Genomic DNA, 17,604 nt, shown 5'->3' with positions numbered 1-17,604 from the left:
CGGCGAAGAAGCACTGGAAGAGGGCGTCGACGTGGAGGTGGCAAGCTGGAACCGCATGGCCCCGAACACGCTGCCTGCGATGGCCAAGGCCGGGGGCAACTACCTGAATGCCTCCCTGGTAAAGATGGATGCAGTTAAAAACGGCATGACGGAAGGCATCATGCTGAGTACGAATGGGTATCTTGCCGAAGGCAGCGGCGAGAACCTGTTTATTGTTAAGGATGGCAAACTCTACACGGCGCCTGTAGGGCTATCGATTCTGCCGGGTATTACCCGCGATGCTATCATCCAACTGGCACGCGAGCGGGGCTACTCGGTTGAGGAGAAGACCATTCCGCGCGAAGCGCTATACATCGCCGACGAACTCTTCTTCACCGGCACTGCCGCAGAAGTTACGCCGATTCGTAGCGTCGATCACTACACTGTTGGCTCAGGGTCGCGCGGTCCGATTACAAAGGAGCTGCAAGATGCGTTCTTTGACATTGTGGAGGGAGGCAACGACCCCCATGACTGGCTTACGTTCGTTGACATCCCCGAGTCGGTTACGGCTTAACCCACAACCTAACCCCACGGCCTGGTCGACACGTCCTCAGGTATTGCCAGGCGCCGTCGCTCCATGTTACGATGACTGCCGAGGCGGCTCCCTGTGCCTTCTGCGCACAGGGGGCCGCTTCGCGTTGTGCGCGTACAAACCGCAGACAAGCGGTTGCAAGGCGCTGCGAAGATGGGCTCTCCTTGGGCTCCTCGCGGTGACATCTTCAACGATATGTCTGTGAGCCTGCGCTAAGTCCAGCCTATTAAGTCCAGCCCATTAAGCATAAAGCGCGCCGGTGTTTGGGGCAGAATGCTCCAGAAGTTGAGGGAATGTGAAAGGAATGTTGTATCTATTGATGTAACAACGACCGAAATAACATAACTGTAGTAGTGAGCGACGAATCCGCAGGCTAAACCGGCTTGCACGGCGATGCTTGCCACGCGGTAGAAGGTGCGAGCCGATCATTCTCTCATGCACCAACCGAACGAGATGAAGCAATGCAACCAACGCACACGTCAACAGATGCACATGCGAGGTCTTCAGGAGAGCAGTCGTCTTCTGGGCCGGCTTCACGAGGATACCGGCTCTATCTTGCCATCGAGTTTCTGGTGCTCTTTGCCGGACTCCCGCTATTGCTTTACACGCAGCGTTACGCGCTAAGCGGGCGCATCGTGCTGGTCTTGGCCGTACTCGCTGCCGGCTGTGTCGTAGCCCTCTGGGTTGACCCGGCGTTTGAGCGCAGGCGGATGTGGAACGCATCGTCGCTTTCGAAGCATCTGCGGTCGATGCTTGCCGTTTTTGCGCTGGGCACAGTGGGTATGATCGCCGTGTTCGCATGGTGGTATCCAGAGCTGCTCTGGTCCTTTCCACGCGAGCACACCCGTACCTGGCTGCTCTTGATGCTTACGTATCCGTTGCTGTCGGTGTACCCGCAAGAGCTGATCTTCCGTACCTTTCTCTTTCACCGGTACGATCCGCTTTTTCGGGACGTGCGCACGAAGATCGCGGCAAGCGGCACCGCGTTTGGCGTCGCCCACATTGTGTTTGCTAACTGGGCAGCGCCGCTGCTAACAGGGCTCATCGGGCTCTGGTTTGCGCGTACATATGCGCAGTCGGAGTCGACGCTGGCTGTGACCATCGAGCACGTGCTCTGGGGGATGCTCGCATTCACCGTTGGCCTCGGATGGTATTTCTACAGCCCGGCGATCTGATAGCACAGGCAGCAGCCACGTTTAATTTTATAATCCAACCGGTGCAAGGGCCGCCAGGAGAACGCCAGAACCACGTCACGGCGCCTCATCGGCTCCGTTTGGGCGCGGATTCGGGAGGTCGAGCGTTACGGTGTCGGGCAGCACGCGGATGTTACGGGCCTGTATGTTACCCCCGCTTACGTGCAGATCGAACACGATGTGCGTGCCGGTGTCGAGCGTATCGAGCGACCCCGGGCGATCAATCGGAAGCGTCATGAGCATCGGATCCATGAAGTCGGGGATCGTGTCGTGATGCACGATCATGTCGCGACCGCCGGTGGCCGGTGCCTGAAATTCGCCGCGTACGTCGCTATAGACCTCTGCGCCGTCGGGAGGAGGAAGCGCATCGTCCGCCGAACCGCCGCATCCAGCAAAGAGAAACCCACCAAAAAGCAGAAGTGCAACCAGGAGCACAATGCTGTATGCGATGCCAAAAGAATGCATCGAATGGTTCAGGGCGAGCATGTCAGGTTGAGGGCATAGGAGGAAAGAGAAGATCGCTGTACGTCAGTCCGCTATGGCTGCACTTCGGGCGGATCAACCAGCGGTACAAAGCGGCACATCTCCGGTGAGAAGACGGCCTCACGCAGCTCAGGACTCATGAACGTGCCAAGCGAGAGTCCGCGCAGGATGAGGAGGATGCCCACGATGGCGATGCCGTAGGGAGCCAATGTCAGCAGGGTAGCCCGCCATGATGAAGGAGCGCGCCGCCCCATCCACTGCACCGCGAGCAGCGCAGGAAACGTAGCCAGTCCAAAGGCAGCCATAAACAGCATGCTGTCGATCATCGAACCAGCCGCCAGCGCCGTCGCGATAGCCGCATACGAGAATCCGCACGGCAGCAGTCCATTCAGCACACCCAGCGCGAACATGTTGCCTGAGCCGGGACTGCGCAGGAGCGACTGGAGCGGGCCCCGAAGCGTGCTCATCAGACGAGCCGGCGTGGCTTCCAATGCCTTCAGGCGGGCACGTATCGGACGAATCAACACGGCGCTGAGCATCAGCACGCCAATGATGAGCGAGAGCCAGCCTTGATAGCCTTGCAAGGCCACGGCCCAGCCAAGCGCTCCGATGAGGCCGCCCATCGTCATATACGAAAGGGTGCGCCCGGTGTGGTAGATACCGCGCCCCATCCAGAAGCGCCAGGGCGCACGCGCGCCGGGCACAGCCAGCACAAGCGGTCCACACATGCCTACGCAGTGCAGGCTCCCCAGCGCGCCAAAGACCAGTCCGGTAACAAGCCACTCCATGTCAACAAGAACGACCGCGTGAGCAAAAAAGAGAAGGAGATCTCGACCACGCTACGGAGCCTGGTGGGGGGGAGGCGTGTTGCGCACCGAAGCCTGCACGGTCTGAGAGGCACCCTCAGCAAAGTGGAGCGTCACCTCAACCGTGTCACCAATCGACAGTGTGCGGTTTGCGTCGTAGAGCATGCCGTGTAGCCCTCCGGGCTGTAACCGCGTCTCAGACGAAGCAGGAAGCAGAAGGCCCTGCTCAAGCTCATCCATGCCCATGGTGCCATCGTCACGCTCCACGGTTTCGTGGATCTCGGTGCGGTCCGAAAACGGTGCTTCAATGCGCAAGAGCGTGTCCGGCGTGGCTTCACGGCGGTGCACTGTAGCATACAGGGCCGTAACGCCCCCCTCAGCAACCGGACGCACCCACGCATCCGACACCGTTAGGGGGTCTGAAGATGCATTGTCCTCGGCAGGCGAAGAGGCATCGTCGGGCGCCTCGGCTCCGCATCCGCCAAGCACCAGCGCAGTACAGAGCACCGCGGCGCCCAGAAAGCGTGTGTAAGCAAGCATATGTGTGGGGTGTTTACGAAGCAGGACGAATCGTCTCCAGGTCTTCTGCGAAGATCTCAACGGGGGTCATGCTACCGCCGTAATGGAAGAGCACGCGCCCCTCTTCGTCGATGAGAGAGATCTGATCGGTATGGTCGATCAGGTAGTCATCATCGTCGTAGGTGCCGCGCGAAAGCTCTACGCGCACCCCTACGCGATCCATCAGAGCAAGAATGGTGTCGCGGTCGCCAGTCAGAAACGACCAGTCGGTGTTGTCGAGCCCGTAGGCATCGCGATAGTCGCGCAGTCGCTCTGGCGTGTCGCGCTGCGGGTCGAACGTGATCGTCACGAACGCTACATCGTCAGGCGCATCCAGCTTGTCGTGCACCTGCTTCATGTTTACGGTAACGAGCGGGCAGATGTCGGGGCATTGCGTGTATACGTAGCCCACCATCATAGCCTGTCCGGCGAAGTCATCGGGAAAGACGACCGTGTCACCGTTATGGTCGACCAGCTCAAACGAGGCGTCCGACAGGTCATCAATACGGTTATCCTCGCCGCTGCACCCGGTGAGTCCGGCCGCGAGAAGTGTGGCTGCAAGCAGCAGCGCAAGTCCTTGTGATACACGAAGCATCATGAGCGCGTCCCTATTGGGGATAGTTTGGTTGTAATGACATCCACACGCAAGGCGAGCCGTCGTTTCCGCAGCTCTGCGCAAATTACGTGGATTGGAAGTGCATTAGCAGAGAGATTGTACGCAACGCGTATCGGGGTGTTACGTAGCCGCAGGGCGGAGCAGAGGGAAGCGTGCGCATGGGCTAACACGGCGCGTTATAGCCGTGCATCAGAAGCGCTGGCCGCCAAGGTGGACCCGGTCGTGTAGGCGCACCGTTGCCGCGCGCGTTCAGAATCGGGCGCTATTTCGGGCGCTATGACGGCTCACTCCCCCGAAACCTCATGGATACCGAAAGACGCTGAATGCGCCGTTTAGAGCAATGCTACACGCAGCATGGGGCTACATGTCGTAATCATTACACGGCGTACGCAAGCAGAAAGCGGTGCAGCAGGTCGTCTACTTCAGACGTTTCAACGAGACTATCGAGTACCGCTTCAAAATCTTTCTCGTTGGGCAAGTCTTCGCGGTAGTAGTCGCGGTACTCAATGAGGCGTTCGCGCTCGCGCTGTGCGTCAAGCTCGCTGTGGAACTGCGTGCCGTAGCAGGGCCAGTCTTTCATGCGAAAGGCCTGGTTCGGCTGGTCGTTACGTGCAAGCTCTACAGCATCATCAGGCAGCTCAACAACCCGGTCGTGATGGCCCATGTTTGCCGTAAATGTATGGGGGAGCGTGCCAAAGAGCGGGTCGGCTGCGCCATGATCGGTAAGCGACACCGTACCCGATCCCAGCTCGGAGCGCTCCGAATCGTGAATCACGCGCCCGCCCAGCGCACGGGCAATGACCTGGTGGCCCCAACACGACCCAAACAGTGGAATCTGACGCTCCGCCATCTGGCGAATCAGGCGCAGCAGGTCGTCCATCCAGGGATGATCATCCTTAGCTGAATACTCCCCGGCCCCGCCGATAAACACGACATCGACCTCGTTGAGGTACCGGGGCGCAAGCGGGTCGCGCAGCACGCTCACCGAGGTCATCTGATCAGGGCGTAGCGTGGTGCGCTCCATGAAGCACTGGCGCTCCTGCAGCTCCATTTGAGCAGAGGTGCGGGCTTGCAAGAGCAGAACCTGGACAGAATCGAGGGCAGCGGTTGTCGTTTTCATGCGTGGTCTATTAGATCAGCAAAAGTGGAACGAAGCGTGGCATACAGCGTCCGCAGCGGCAGGCCCATCACGTTGTAATAGTCGCCCTGCAGGCGGCGCACAAAAAACGGTGCGATAGCATCCTGGATGCCGTAACTTCCGGCCTTATCCATCGGCGAACCGGAGCGCACGTACGCGTCGATCTCATCGTCAGATAGAGCAGCCATATGCACTGTGGTCTGTGTGACAGTGGCTACGCGGCGTGTGGTAGCAGGGTGGTGGAGCGCCATGCCTGTAAGCACGTGGTGGCGGCGCCCTTGCAGGCGGCGAAGCATGGCGTGAGCGTCGTTGGGACTGCCGGGTTTGCCGAGAATCTCGCTCTCAAATACGACCACCGTATCGGCCGCGAGCGTAAGCGCCTCTGGGTTTGCCTCGGCTACAGGTGTTGCCTTCTGATGAGCTATGGCGCGCACGGCCTGATGCGGGGTAGCCCCGTCGGGGATCTGCTCTTCGGCAGGACTCACCGTAGCTTCAAAGGGCAGCTCAACCTGCTTCAAGAGCGCACGCCTGCGTGGAGACTGCGAGGCAAGGACCAGGGGCGTGTGCACGGTGAACAGGGGGGGCATGAGCAAATAAGGACGACGTAAAAGCTATGGATTGCGGCGTGTAACCGTGTATACGAGAAGAATGCCTACGACGGTCCATGCAATGTCGGTGTACGGTGCCATGCGCATGTGCGCCCCGGCAGGCTGGGTGCGAGGCCACTGCACTGTAGCGACGCCCGACGTACCGTAGGCAACCAGCTCCTCGGCTTTTCCGGACGGGTACACCAGGGTCGAAGGGCCTCCCACCGATGCAATAAGCAGGGGGCGGCCGGTCTCGATAGCACGGAGCCGTGAGTAGTGCACATGCTGCCGGGCGGGCTGCGCACGGCCCCACCAATCCGTCTGCGCCAGCGTGATCATTCCAGTGGCCTCATGCAGGGTGGGCCCCGCAGTGGCAACGTAGCTGCTAAACAGGCTCTCAAAGCAGATGAGTGGTATAAACGTGCTGGTATCAGCTGTTACGGGGTGTAAGCCAGTCCCGGGCCGGTAAGCACGCGACATGTCGTGGGCAAGCTGAAAGCGTTGCAATCCGCGCCACAGGGTAGAGCCCGGTACAAACTCGACGAGCGGAACGAGGTGTCGTTTGTCATAGCGCTGTGCAGCCCCCCCAGGACGTAGGAGCAGCGCCGCGTTGGTGTGCAGGCCGTGCTCATCTGCGGGCAGCACCGCACCGGCGAGCAAGGGAACCTGCCAGGCCGTTACGTTCTGCTGCAAGCCAAGGGTGTCGGCAGCGTGGAGCGCCGTTTCAGGCCACACAATCAGGTCCGGGCGGGTCGACGCGGTGTCCAGGGCGGTCGTGGTCTGGTGCATCAGCGCTGCACGGCGCGCAGAGGCCTGTGCATCGCTCCAGGTGGTTGGCGGCATAGCGGGCTGTACCACCCACGCGGTAGGAGCGCCCCGGGATGGAGGGCCTGGCGAGGACGTATCCGGAGCAGCCGGCAACATTGCGACAAGAGCGGCAACGAGTAGCGCCGCCCCGCCCGCTACCGCACCTGCTGCACGAATCCACACGCTGTTATGTCCTTCTACGTTATGTTCTTCTACGTCGGAGCGCGGATGAGCGCTTAAATGACGAGGACGAACGACATGCACAACAACGGCTGCAAGCAGAACGTGCATGCCTGCAAGAAAGAAGGTAAGGAAAACAGGACCTCCGAGCCGAATGAAAAATGCCGTTCCGGGGCTGTCGACAAGCGCATGCGCACCGAGCACCCACGGAAACGCCCACGGCCCATACTGCATGAGAAGGTCCACGAGGATCCACCCACCTCCCCACAGCAGCAGGCCATGCCAGCAGCAGTGGCGCTGCGCGTGGAGTCCACCAGCGATGAGCGGCAGGCTATACAGCAAGCTCAGCAGCACCCAGGCTGCAATGCCTGCCTGCGTGCCTGCGGGGGTTGCATGCGTTGCGAGCCACGGGTACGCTATCAAGTAGGCCCCGGCGTGAGCAACAAGTGCAGGACCTGCGGTGTCGCGTAGCACAGTTGCCACGGGCACAGGCATCAGCAAGTAAGTTATCCACAGCGGCAGAAACGCAACCCATGCGACCGGCCACGCCCCATACCCCAGTGCTACGGCCCACAGCCCACTCGTCAGCAGCGCCGCGCCATAGCGTGCTGCTCGGGATTGACCGGGCGAGGCCTCTGCGCGGGGGGAAGAAAGAGACGAGACCAGAGAATACGGCATAGAGGCAAGTAAAACCAGAAAGGGGGTAGGCGATGTAATGGCCGATGGCCTGCGGAAAACGGCGTGCTTGAGGGCATCACGAAGCGAAAATGATGTGGCTTTCGGCAGATTGTATCAACAAAAACGCAAAATCATTTGACAGGCGAAGAGCGTCCACCTACTTTAAGAGCAGTCTTTTGGAGAGAAAACGACGCTCATGCGCGTATTTACAATTTGTAATCATAAAGGCGGCACTGGAAAAACCACCACGACGATCCATGTGGCGGCTGCACTCGGCCTATCGGGGGTGCGTACCCTGGTGGTTGACCTGGACCCGCAGGGATTTCTGACCCGCACGATGGGAGCGGATCCCGATGAAAGTCCCGACACGGCGCTTTCGCTGTTTGATCCTGATGCCAACCTGTGGGAATGCGAAACCGTTTCGATGAGCGGATTCGACCTGCTGCCGTCGTCGAACCGGCTTACGCGTGAGATGCGCGAGCTTAACAAGCCAACCGATGTACTGTGGATTCGCGAGGCCATCGAACGCAATATCGACGGCACGTCCTACGACGCGGTGCTCTTCGACACGGCTGCGGCAGTTACCGTGTACAGCCTGAATGCACTCGTGGCCAGCCAGTACGCGGTAATTCCTGTGCTCCCGGAGTACCAGTCGGTCGTGGGCGCCGAGCAGACGTTCCAGACCGTTTCGATGGTGCGTAAGCGGCTCAACCCGAACCTGCATTCCCCCATGTTTCTATTCACACAGGTCGACGGCCGCAAGCGCTTACACGGTGCGTACCGCAGCTATATGCGCAAGAAGTACGCCCGTCGGGTGCTCGACACGGTTATACGAACGAGCACCTCACTCACCGAGGCGTACGACGATGGTGAAACGGTCTTCGATACCGATCCCCACTCGCGTGGCGCACGCGACTACGCCAACGCCACCGACGACCTGATGCAGCGCGTGCGTGCCTACGAAAATGAGGACACGGAGGTAATTCCACAAAACGGGGCCTCGGTATCTTCAACGACGCCCCCGGAGACCCCCTCGCTTTCATGAGCCGATCAATCCGTACTGCGCTCCAAGCTGCCGGTGCACTTGTCGCTTTTGCCGGATTATACGTCGCGCTCACGTTGAGCTGGGGCGGACTGCCACCGCTTGAGCGTTTCGTGGATCCGGCTGATGGATTCTGGCATACGGCTCGAACGGCTGAACTCAATGCTGCGCCGCAGACGCTACAGCTCACGGCGCTCAACGAGCCCGTCACGGTAGTGCGCGACGAACGCGGTGTGCCGCATATCTATGCACAGAGCGACCGCGACGTCACCATCGCGATGGGGTATGTCGTTGCGCGGGATCGCCTCTTTCAGATGGACTTCACCTCGCGTGTGGCGCAGGGGCGCCTTTCCGAACTGCTTGGCCCGTCGATGGCCAACAGCGACCGGTTTCTGCGAGCTACCGGGATGGAGTGGGGCGCACAGGCCAACATCAGGCGGATCGAGGAGGAGGGGGGTACTGAGTGGGATGCGCTGCGCTGGTATACAGAAGGAGCCAATGCTCATATCGAGGCGCTGTCTCCGCGCGAGTGGCCCCTGGAGTACCGTTTGCTCAACGCTGAGCCCACGCTGCGGGCCCCGATTGACGGGCCGCGCCTGCTTCAGTTCATGACTTACGATCTCACGTACCGCAGCGACGCGCCGGTCTATCATGCGCTGCAGCAGAAGCTTTCCCCGGAAGACTATGCTACGCTCTATCCTGACCACCCATCCGGACTGTACGCTCCCATGTTTCCGGAAGGCGCTGCTGAGGCCTCGCATCACGAAACCTTGCAGCACGAACCCTTACAACCAGCGAGCATAGCGCCGTCAAATCCGGTGCAGGCCATCCTGGAGGCGCATCACGCCGCGCATCACCAATTGCAAGACACAGCGCTCGAAGGCTATCGCTTCGGGAAGGGGTCGAACAACTGGGCCGTAGCGCCATCGCGTAGCAGCACGGGCGGGGCGCTGCTGGCGAATGATATGCACCTGGGCGTGTCGGTGCCGTCGATCTGGTATGAGGTGCATCTGCATACGCCCACGACAGACGTGTCGGGGCTTACGATACCGGGGGCGCCGGTTATCGTGCAGGGCGTAAACGACCATGTGGGCTGGGCGCTCACGAACGCAGGGGCCGACGTTATCGACCACTACGTGCTTACGGTGAACGACGACCGCACGCAGTACCGCTACGATGAAACGTGGCACGACCTTGAGCTGCAGGTCGACACCCTCTACATGCAGGGCGCGACCCCCGTGCTGGATACGCTGCGCATCAGCCGGTGGGGACCGCTGCTGCCGGACACGCCGCAGTCGGTAGCTGATACGCAGGCGGTTGCGTTGCAGTGGGTGGCGCATCACCCCAATCGGACGCTGCATGCGCTCTGGCAGATGAACCGTGCCACGTCGGTGGCCGCGCTCGACAGCGCGCTTGCGGACTGGCATGCGCCCATGCAGAACATTGCGATGGCGGATACGAAGGGGAATATCGGGATGCGGATGTCCGGTGCGCTCCCCATGCGAGCCTCTGGCACCGGTAAGAGCATTCTCGACGGAAGCACCGATGCGCACGCGTGGACCGGGTGGGTGCCGCACGATGAGATGCCGCATGTGCACAATCCAGAGCGGGGTGTGCTGGGATCCGCTAACCAGGTGCCGGTAGGGCCGTCGTACCCGCACTACGCAGGGCACGATTGGCGTGACGGCTATCGCTCTGTGCGTCTTGATACGCTGCTCGACGCACGCGAGCAACACAGTCTGAACGACATGAAGGCGTATCAGGTGGATGTCTACGTGCAAGAGCGTGAGGCCTTTGCGCCGTTTATCGAGGCGGTAGAACCAGCCCGCCTTACAGAGCAAGGCGTCGCAGTGCGTGGCTGGCTGCTCAGGTGGAACGGCCACGCCACGACCGACCGCCACGAGCCGCTTGTGATGCATACGTTCCTGCAGGTGCTGCGCGACATGATGTGGGACGAGCCCGTATTCAGCGAAGCGCGCCGCCCGCAAGACGCGGTGCTCCTCAACCTGCTTGAGCACGACCCAGAAGCGCCGTGGTTCAACCGCGTAGATACCGATACTACCGAAACCGGCCTGGAGCTGATTGGCCTGGCCCTTGATGCGACCGCCGATACGCTGGCCGCGCGATATACATGGGACCCCGAGGCGTGGCGATGGGGCGATCATCATCAGCTTGAGATTGCCCATCTCTTGCCAGCAGGGCCGTTTGCCTCGCTCGGACGCGGGCCCTATCCGTTCCCGGGCTTTGCGTCGACGCTGCTGCAGGCGCCCGGACTGCGCGTGTCGCACACCGCAAGCCAGCGGGCTGTCGTCGACTTCTCGGGCGATCGCCCCGAGGCCCATGTCGTCTATCCCGGCGGACAGCGTGCGCATCCCTTTGATCCTGTACACTTCGACCTCTTTGTGGGGCCCTACCTCGAAGAAGGCTACTACGTGCAGGCCCGTCCACAAGACCCCGGCGAGATTAAACCCAACCGCATCAGCGAACAGGTACAGCTTATGCCGTAGCGGCCCGTCCACCGAGATGCGTGCAAACGGGTGACGTGCAGCCCGTACCCCGTGCATTTCCCTGCAAACGTGACAAGCTTGAAAGAGAAAAAGAGGCAAGCGGGCTCACATCGCTCCTGCTGTAGGTGGGGGTAAATTGGGAGCGCTTCCGGCGCCCTTCCCACGAGATTGTTGCTTGACACTCTCCCCTGCATCTCGTACATAGTATGCCACGCTCAAGTACATATGTGCTCTGCATGTCCGCGCTGTCGTGGCGCGGAAGGAGTTTGCCGATACGCTGCATGCTCGGCAAAAGTATCCACGGGGGAAGCCGGTGCAACTCCGGCACTGTCGCGCAGCGGTTACAGTCCGAATGCCCGCGTGCATGAGCGACCAAACAACACGTCGGCTGTTTACACGTAGTGCCGTAATCCAGCGCTGCAAAACACCCGGCTCCCCACGCGTCCTGGGGTTCGTGGTCACGCACACTACCCTACATGCCGCGCAAACCGCTCCGTCAGTCAGGGTCTCAGTTCAGACTGCTTCAGCTCCAATTGACCCTGCTCAAAGCGGATTGCCTGCGCGGCACACAGGGGTTGTAGCTGTCTACGCAACACTTTGGCGCGCGGGGTCTTGCTTCAACGGTCCCTTTCATAAGCTTGTCCGCCCCGAGCCTATATGCCCCTTTTCCAGAAGCGCGTTAATCTCAAGCCCTACCAGTACCCGCACCTGCTCAAGTTTAAAACGGCCATTCGGCAGTCGTACTGGGTGCACGACGAGTTTAACTTTGAGGGTGACATTCAAGACTTCCACGTTAACTGCACCGATGTGGAGCGCAGTGTTATCACCAGGACGATGCTCGCCATCGCGCAGATTGAGGTATCTGTCAAAACTTTCTGGGCCGACATCTACAAGCGCCTTCCGGTGCCCGAGGTCGGAGCGGTAGGCATGACGTTCGCTGAGTCGGAGGTGCGCCACCTCGACGCGTATTCACACCTGCTGGAGCTACTTGGCCTGAATGAGGCCTTCGAAGACGTCGAAACCATTCCGGCCCTTCGCGACCGCATCGCGTACCTCGAAGATACCCTGGAAGCAGCTGACAGCGCCGATAAGCGCGACTTTGCACTTTCTATCTTGCTCTTCAGCATCTTTATCGAGCATGTGAGCCTGTTCAGCCAGTTTCTCATCATGCTCTCGTTCGACAAGTACGAGAAACGCTTCAAAGGCGTCGCCAATGCGGTAGAAGCCACTTCGAAAGAGGAGCAGATCCATGGGCTCTTCGGCGTAGAGCTTATCAACGTGATGCGTGAAGAGTATCCTACCTGGTTTGGTAACGAGTTCGACGCGCAGGTCACCGAGGCCTGTCGCCGCGCCTACCAGGCCGAGCAAAAGGTGCTCGACTGGATCTTCGAAGAAGGCGAGCTCGACTTCCTGCCGCGTAACGTGGTCGATGCTTTTCTACGCGACAAGTTCAACGCCTCGCTCGACCATGTCGATGTCGACCCGCTGTTTGAAGTTGACAGCGACCTGCTCGCCGAAACCCGCTGGTTCTATGAAGAGATCTTGCTCACAAAAGGCAATGACTTCTTCTCGAAGCGTGGCACGACCTACTCCAAAATGACCCAGAGCGTCAGCGGCGACGATCTGTTTTAGGACGCGTCCCATCCCCAAACCGCTCCCAAATACGCCCTACAGCTTCAGTGCTCCAGCGTGTAGGGGCAGAAGGATGCGCATGATGTGCTGTGCAAGCACAATGGTCACGTATCCCTCTACGTATCTTCTATCTGTCCATTCCGATAAATCACGAACGCCTATGCCAACTACAAAAGTTCGTCGCAAGCGCGCCCCCTTCGACTGGTTGAACGACCATTCGCGCACGTTCCTGCAGCGCGGATACTTGCTTGAAGGCACCAGTCCTGAAGAGCGCGTCCGCGACATTGCCGACCGCGCCGAGGAGATCCTCGGTATTGACGGGTTTGGCGATCGCTTCTTTGACTACATGAGCCGCGGGTACTACTCGCTTGCGTCACCCGTGTGGGCTAACTTTGGGCTCGACCGTGGCCTTCCTATTAGCTGCTTCGGCTCCTACATCGGCGACTCGATGGAGGCCATTCTCGACACGCATGCCGAGGTTGGCATGATGACCAAGGTGGGGGGCGGTACCAGCGGCTACTTCGGCGACATACGTCCGCGTGGCTCTGAAATCACTAACAACGGTACCTCAAACGGTACGTACCCGTTCGCACAGCTCTTCGACAAGATCATCAACGTGGTAAGTCAGGGCGAAACGCGCCGGGGCCACTTTGCGGGGTATATCGATATTGAGCACCCCGACATTGAGGAGTGGCTCAACATCCAGACCGAGGGCGACACCATCCAGACCATGTACTACGGCGTGGTCGTGGGCGACGACTGGATGCAGCAGATGATCGATGGCGATGCCGATAAGCGGGCGCTCTGGGCTAAGGTCATCGAGGCGCGCATGAACCTGGGCATTCCGTACATCCTGTTTCGGGACAACGTCAATAACAACAAGCCGCAGGTATATAAAGACAAAGACTACGACATAAAAGCCAGTAATCTTTGCATTACGGGGGATCAGCGTGTCGTGTCTGACCGTGGCTATCTGACAGCCAAGGAACTGCACGATCAGGGAGGTCGGCTCACGCTCTTCGACGGAGAAAAGGCGGTTTCTGCCTCCCGAATGAAGCTGCGTGAAGAGAGTGCCGACGTTTATAAAATCACACTTGCAAACGGACTTGAACATAAGGTCACCGCTTACCACGGCTTGCCTGTGTACCAAGGTCGAGGGGAATACAAGCGAGTTGAAGCGCAAGATATAGAAGAGGGAGACTGCATTGTCATCCAGAAGAAGAAGGGGCTCTTTGGCGACACCCATGCCCCAAAAGAGGCCTTGCTGGCAGGGCTCTACCAATCGGATGGCACCCAGACTGACGAGCGAATCATGCTCGACGTGTGGGAGCAAGACGTTGATATACTCGAGGAGGTTGAACGCGCTGTTGACTACGTGTACAACGTAAATGGCCTCAACGAGTATGAGGTGTCAAACCAGCACGGGCCAACCGGTAAAACACGCACCCGTGCCACACCGCGGTTCAGAGACTGCATGGTTGCACAGTCCACGGTCAAGAAACGGCGGCTGGCCTCAAGTGTCCTCAAACAGACACTCTCGGTTGAAAAAGGTACGGTGCCATCGTGGGTCTGGACATCTGACGAAGAAACGCAGTGGGCCTACGTGCGCGGTCTCCTTCTGGCCGACGGAACAGCTCACATGTCCGAAAGCAAAGGCAATCCGGTTCAGATTGCGTATGCTGATATCAACCGCAGCTTCCTCCAAGAGCTTCAGTTGCTTTTCAATAACCTGGGCCTCTCGTCGCAGATTCGGCTGCTTCGGAAGGGCGGTACAGCCTCTCTTCCCGACGGCAAAGGTGGACACCGAGATTATGAGACAAAAGACTGCTGGCGCTTGATTGTGGGCAACAAACCGGCAGCCCTTGAAATTGAGAAAAAGACGGGCTTCCTCTCACGTAAGGGAATCGATTTGGAAGATCGCGTCTATCGCAACAACACGAAGAAGGCGTACGCCGTTGAGTCTATTGAGTACGTAGGCAAAGAGCCAGTGTACTGCCCAACGGTTGACACAGAGCAGCACGTGTTTGTTGCGCAGGGAATGCTGACGTTCAACTGCTCAGAAATCGCACTTCCCTCTAACGCCAAGGAGAGCTTCGTCTGCTGCCTTTCGTCGATGAATGTGCTGCACTACGACGAGTGGAAGGAGACCGATGCGGTGGAGACGCTCACGTTCTTTCTGGATGCGGTGATGCAGGAGTTTATCGACCGCGCATCGGGTACCAAGCATATGGAGCGGGCTGTTCGGTTTGCGGAGCGCCACCGTGCCATCGGCATCGGTATGTTGGGCTGGCACTCGTACCTGCAAGACAACATGATTCCGTTCGAATCCACCGATGCTAACCTGAAGGGCGCTGAAGTAGCGAAGACCATCAAGGAACGCTCATACGCCGCTTCATCTGAGCTGGCCGATCGCTTCGGCGAGCCGGAGGTCCTTGAGGGGTATGGACGTCGCAACACGACCACGATGGCGGTAGCACCTACGAAGTCGAGCAGCTTTATTTTGGGGCAGGTCAGTCCCTCTATTGAGCCGATCAAGAGCAACTACTTCGTGCAGGACCGGGCCAAGATGAAGGTGACCTACAAGAATCCGTATCTGAAAGAGGTTCTTGCGGAGAAGGGAGCGGACACCGAAGCGATGTGGGACAAGATTGCCCTGCGCGATGGGTCGGTACAGCACCTTGATATTCTTTCGCAGCACGAAAAGGATGTGTTTAAGACGTTCAGCGAGATTGGTCAGATGACGATCATCAATCAGGCGGCCAGTCGGCAGAAGCACATCGACCAGTCGCAGTCGCTGAACCTGGCGATCGACCCGGGATCTACAGCGGTGAAAGACATCAATGCGCTGTACATTGAGGCATGGCGCAAGGGAGTTAAGTCGCTCTACTACCAGAACGGCGTAAACGCGGCGCAGAGCTTCTCCCGCGAGCTGCTTGAATGCCGAAGCTGCGAAGGGTAGAGCGAGTAGGCGCCACCTGACACGCGCTTCGTAGCCCACGTGGGCGAGATTCTGTAGCTGCACGCTAACTCAGGCACTGCATCAAAAAAGCAGGAGATACGGGTTCACGCCCGTTCTCCTGCTTTTTCTGTTTGGCGACAACGTGTGCGACGCTCTACGTCGTGTCAGGACTCCTGCGGACGGCTACGCCTCGCTCAAGACGAAAGCGGCTGAGGGGAATACGTTACGACTCGAAGATCGACGTGTGACAGACCACTACTCGACGGCTCGCATGATCTGGTATTCGTAGGCATCCAGCTCGAGCGACGTGTTGACTGTTGTCGTATCGCCTGAGAAGGCGTCTTCCCACGTACGCCCCTGATGCGCTGCAGGAAGAGAAACGGTTGTGCTCGCGTCGCGGATGTTTACAGCGATCAACAACTCCTCGTTGTCGTGCACGCGGCGATAGAGCACTGCATCTTCAGCATCAGGCGTAAGGATGTCGAGTGTGCCACGGCGCAGGGCAGAACTGGTGGTATAGATGCCCATGTACTCGGTGTAGAAAGGCATCAGCGTGTCATCGCGGTTCCAGTCGTAGGGCGTAGCTTCAAAGAACGGCACAGGCTCCTCCACGCCGAGCTCTTGTCCGTTGTAGATGAGCGGCACGCCGGGTAGTGTAGTCGCAAAAACGAATGCTGCTTTGGAGCCCTCGTGTCCACCGAAGAGAGCAGGTGGGGGGGCATCCCAGGCGGTTTCGTCGTGGTTGGTGGTGAAGCGCATGCGAAGTGCCCCTGCGGGTAGTTCGCTCTCAACGGACTCGATAACGTCAATCAGTTCGGGGAGCGACTGTTCGCCAGCCCATGTATCCACGAGGCTGCCGTAGAAGGGCCACGCGTAGGTGAGGTCGAAGCCAACGTCGTGCATTTCCGGCTGGGCATCCTCGGCAAGCATAAAGACCGGATCTTTGACTGTGCGCAGCGAATCGATTGCACGCTCCCAGAAGTCAAACGGAACGAGTCCGGCTACGTCGGCACGGTAGCCGTCGATGTCGTGCTCGCGGACCCAGTACTGCATCATCGCGATCATCTCGTCATGGAGCGCTTCACTGTCATGGTTGAGCTGCACGACATCGGTCCAATCGGTTGTGTCGCCATCCATAACGGGAATTGAGAAACCGTCTTCGGGGCCGTCGGCATACCACTCGGGGTGCTCTTCCGTCCACGGATGGTCCCAGGCCGTGTGATTGGCAACCAGGTCCAGAATCACGCGCATGTTACGCTCGTGGGCAGCCGATACGAAGTCTTGCAGATCGTCTTTGGTGCCGTAATCCGGGTTCACCCCGTAGAAGTCACGAATCGAGTACGGCGACCCCAGCTCTCCGATATCGGTCTTGGCGCGTTCCTCGCCAATGGGGTGGATAGGCATCAGCCAGATGGTGTTCACGCCAAGCTGCTCAAGGTGGTCGAAACGCTCGATAGCACCCTGGAATGTACCTTCAGGAGAGAAGTCAGGGATGAACATCTCGTAGATAACGGCATCGCTGACATCGGAGGCAGCAGAGGAAGCCTCAGATGGCGGGGGAGCATCGGGGGCTTCGCATCCCCCTGCAAGCATAAACGCCAGTACCGCGGCGGCAAGAAGCGTAGAGAGCGAGAAATAACGCGTAGTGGCCATAAGCAAGGGAGACGTAGGTGAAGTGGGGTATGCGCGGCATGAGCACAGTCGGGAGTACAGTCGGGATTGAGCCCCAGCATCCTCAATATAAGAGACGACGAGCAGGGTGTCCAACCTACACGCGCAACTCGCATACCTCCGGCGTGCGTTGGTGCTATACACCCAGTGCTATACACCCAGTGCTATACACCCAG

At 59.2% G+C, this 17,604-nt stretch carries 14 protein-coding genes and 1 riboswitch; of the genes, 6 read left to right on the top strand and 8 right to left on the bottom strand.

All coding sequences use genetic code 11. The annotated features are described in order from the left end of the window. Both ilvE and PPP56_RS01570 read left to right on the top strand, forming a co-directional pair. Positions 1-553: branched-chain-amino-acid transaminase (ilvE, locus tag PPP56_RS01575; RefSeq protein ID WP_353562102.1), on the top strand; the 553-nt coding region annotated here is incomplete at its 5' end. Positions 554-1,032: 479 nt separating this feature from the next. Then, positions 1,033-1,746, top strand: coding sequence for a CPBP family intramembrane glutamic endopeptidase (locus PPP56_RS01570; RefSeq protein WP_353562100.1), 714 nt, complete (start codon positions 1,033-1,035; stop codon positions 1,744-1,746). Between the two features lie 75 nt (positions 1,747-1,821). Here the strand turns inward: PPP56_RS01570 and PPP56_RS01565 are convergent, their stop codons facing one another. The 7 genes from PPP56_RS01565 to lnt form a co-directional block, all read right to left on the bottom strand. Beyond that, positions 1,822-2,229, bottom strand: a complete 408-nt coding sequence (locus PPP56_RS01565; RefSeq protein WP_353562098.1) for a hypothetical protein — start codon at positions 2,227-2,229, stop codon at positions 1,822-1,824. Between the two features lie 71 nt (positions 2,230-2,300). Next, positions 2,301-3,035, bottom strand: a complete 735-nt coding sequence (locus PPP56_RS01560; RefSeq protein WP_353562095.1) for a sulfite exporter TauE/SafE family protein — start codon at positions 3,033-3,035, stop codon at positions 2,301-2,303. A gap of 51 nt (positions 3,036-3,086) precedes the next feature. Beyond that, positions 3,087-3,593 (bottom strand): copper chaperone PCu(A)C, encoded by a 507-nt coding sequence (locus tag PPP56_RS01555; RefSeq protein ID WP_353562093.1) that lies wholly within the window; start codon positions 3,591-3,593, stop codon positions 3,087-3,089. A gap of 13 nt (positions 3,594-3,606) precedes the next feature. Further along, positions 3,607-4,209 carry an SCO family protein gene (locus PPP56_RS01550; protein WP_353562091.1) on the bottom strand — a complete coding sequence of 201 codons (603 nt, stop codon included), beginning with the start codon at positions 4,207-4,209 and terminating at the stop codon, positions 3,607-3,609. A gap of 394 nt (positions 4,210-4,603) precedes the next feature. Beyond that, a complete protein-coding gene (locus tag PPP56_RS01545; protein WP_353562089.1) occupies positions 4,604-5,347 on the bottom strand; it encodes a type 1 glutamine amidotransferase in 744 nt (247 codons plus the stop codon). Further along, positions 5,344-5,952, bottom strand: a complete 609-nt coding sequence (locus PPP56_RS01540; RefSeq protein WP_353562087.1) for a Maf family protein — start codon at positions 5,950-5,952, stop codon at positions 5,344-5,346. The genes PPP56_RS01545 and PPP56_RS01540 overlap by 4 nt, the downstream gene beginning before the upstream one ends. A 24-nt stretch (positions 5,953-5,976) precedes the next feature. Next, entirely contained in the window at positions 5,977-7,617 is a 1,641-nt protein-coding gene (gene lnt, locus PPP56_RS01535; protein ID WP_353562085.1) for an apolipoprotein N-acyltransferase, read from the bottom strand. A 196-nt stretch (positions 7,618-7,813) separates the two neighbouring features. On the opposite strand from lnt, the gene PPP56_RS01530 reads away from it, so the two are divergent. From PPP56_RS01530 to PPP56_RS01515, 4 genes are all read left to right on the top strand, one after another. Then, positions 7,814-8,662, top strand: coding sequence for a ParA family protein (locus PPP56_RS01530; RefSeq protein WP_353562082.1), 849 nt, complete (start codon positions 7,814-7,816; stop codon positions 8,660-8,662). Beyond that, the gene (locus PPP56_RS01525; RefSeq protein ID WP_353562080.1) at positions 8,659-11,166 is read left to right on the top strand and encodes a penicillin acylase family protein; all 2,508 of its coding nucleotides are present in this window, start codon (positions 8,659-8,661) and stop codon (positions 11,164-11,166) included. Before PPP56_RS01530 ends, PPP56_RS01525 begins: the two co-directional genes overlap by 4 nt. Positions 11,167-11,452: 286 nt before the next feature. Continuing rightward, positions 11,453-11,532: riboswitch (adenosylcobalamin-variant (AdoCbl-variant) riboswitch) on the top strand. 291 nt (positions 11,533-11,823) lie between these two features. Next, positions 11,824-12,798 carry a ribonucleotide-diphosphate reductase subunit beta gene (locus PPP56_RS01520; protein WP_353562078.1) on the top strand — a complete coding sequence of 325 codons (975 nt, stop codon included), beginning with the start codon at positions 11,824-11,826 and terminating at the stop codon, positions 12,796-12,798. 160 nt (positions 12,799-12,958) lie between these two features. Beyond that, positions 12,959-15,757 carry a ribonucleotide reductase barrel domain-containing protein gene (locus tag PPP56_RS01515; RefSeq protein ID WP_353562076.1) on the top strand — a complete coding sequence of 933 codons (2,799 nt, stop codon included), beginning with the start codon at positions 12,959-12,961 and terminating at the stop codon, positions 15,755-15,757. Positions 15,758-16,012: 255 nt separating this feature from the next. Here PPP56_RS01515 and PPP56_RS01510 read toward each other — a convergent pair whose 3' ends face one another. Then, complete coding sequence (locus PPP56_RS01510) at positions 16,013-17,410, bottom strand: alpha-amylase family glycosyl hydrolase (RefSeq protein ID WP_353562074.1); 1,398 nt, start codon at positions 17,408-17,410, stop codon at positions 16,013-16,015. Between the last annotated feature and the right edge of the window lie 194 nt (positions 17,411-17,604).

This window comes from Longimonas sp., assembly GCF_040409695.1.
GTDB lineage: Bacteria > Bacteroidota > Rhodothermia > Rhodothermales > Salinibacteraceae > Longimonas.
This window is presented reverse-complemented; position numbering and strand designations above follow the sequence as displayed.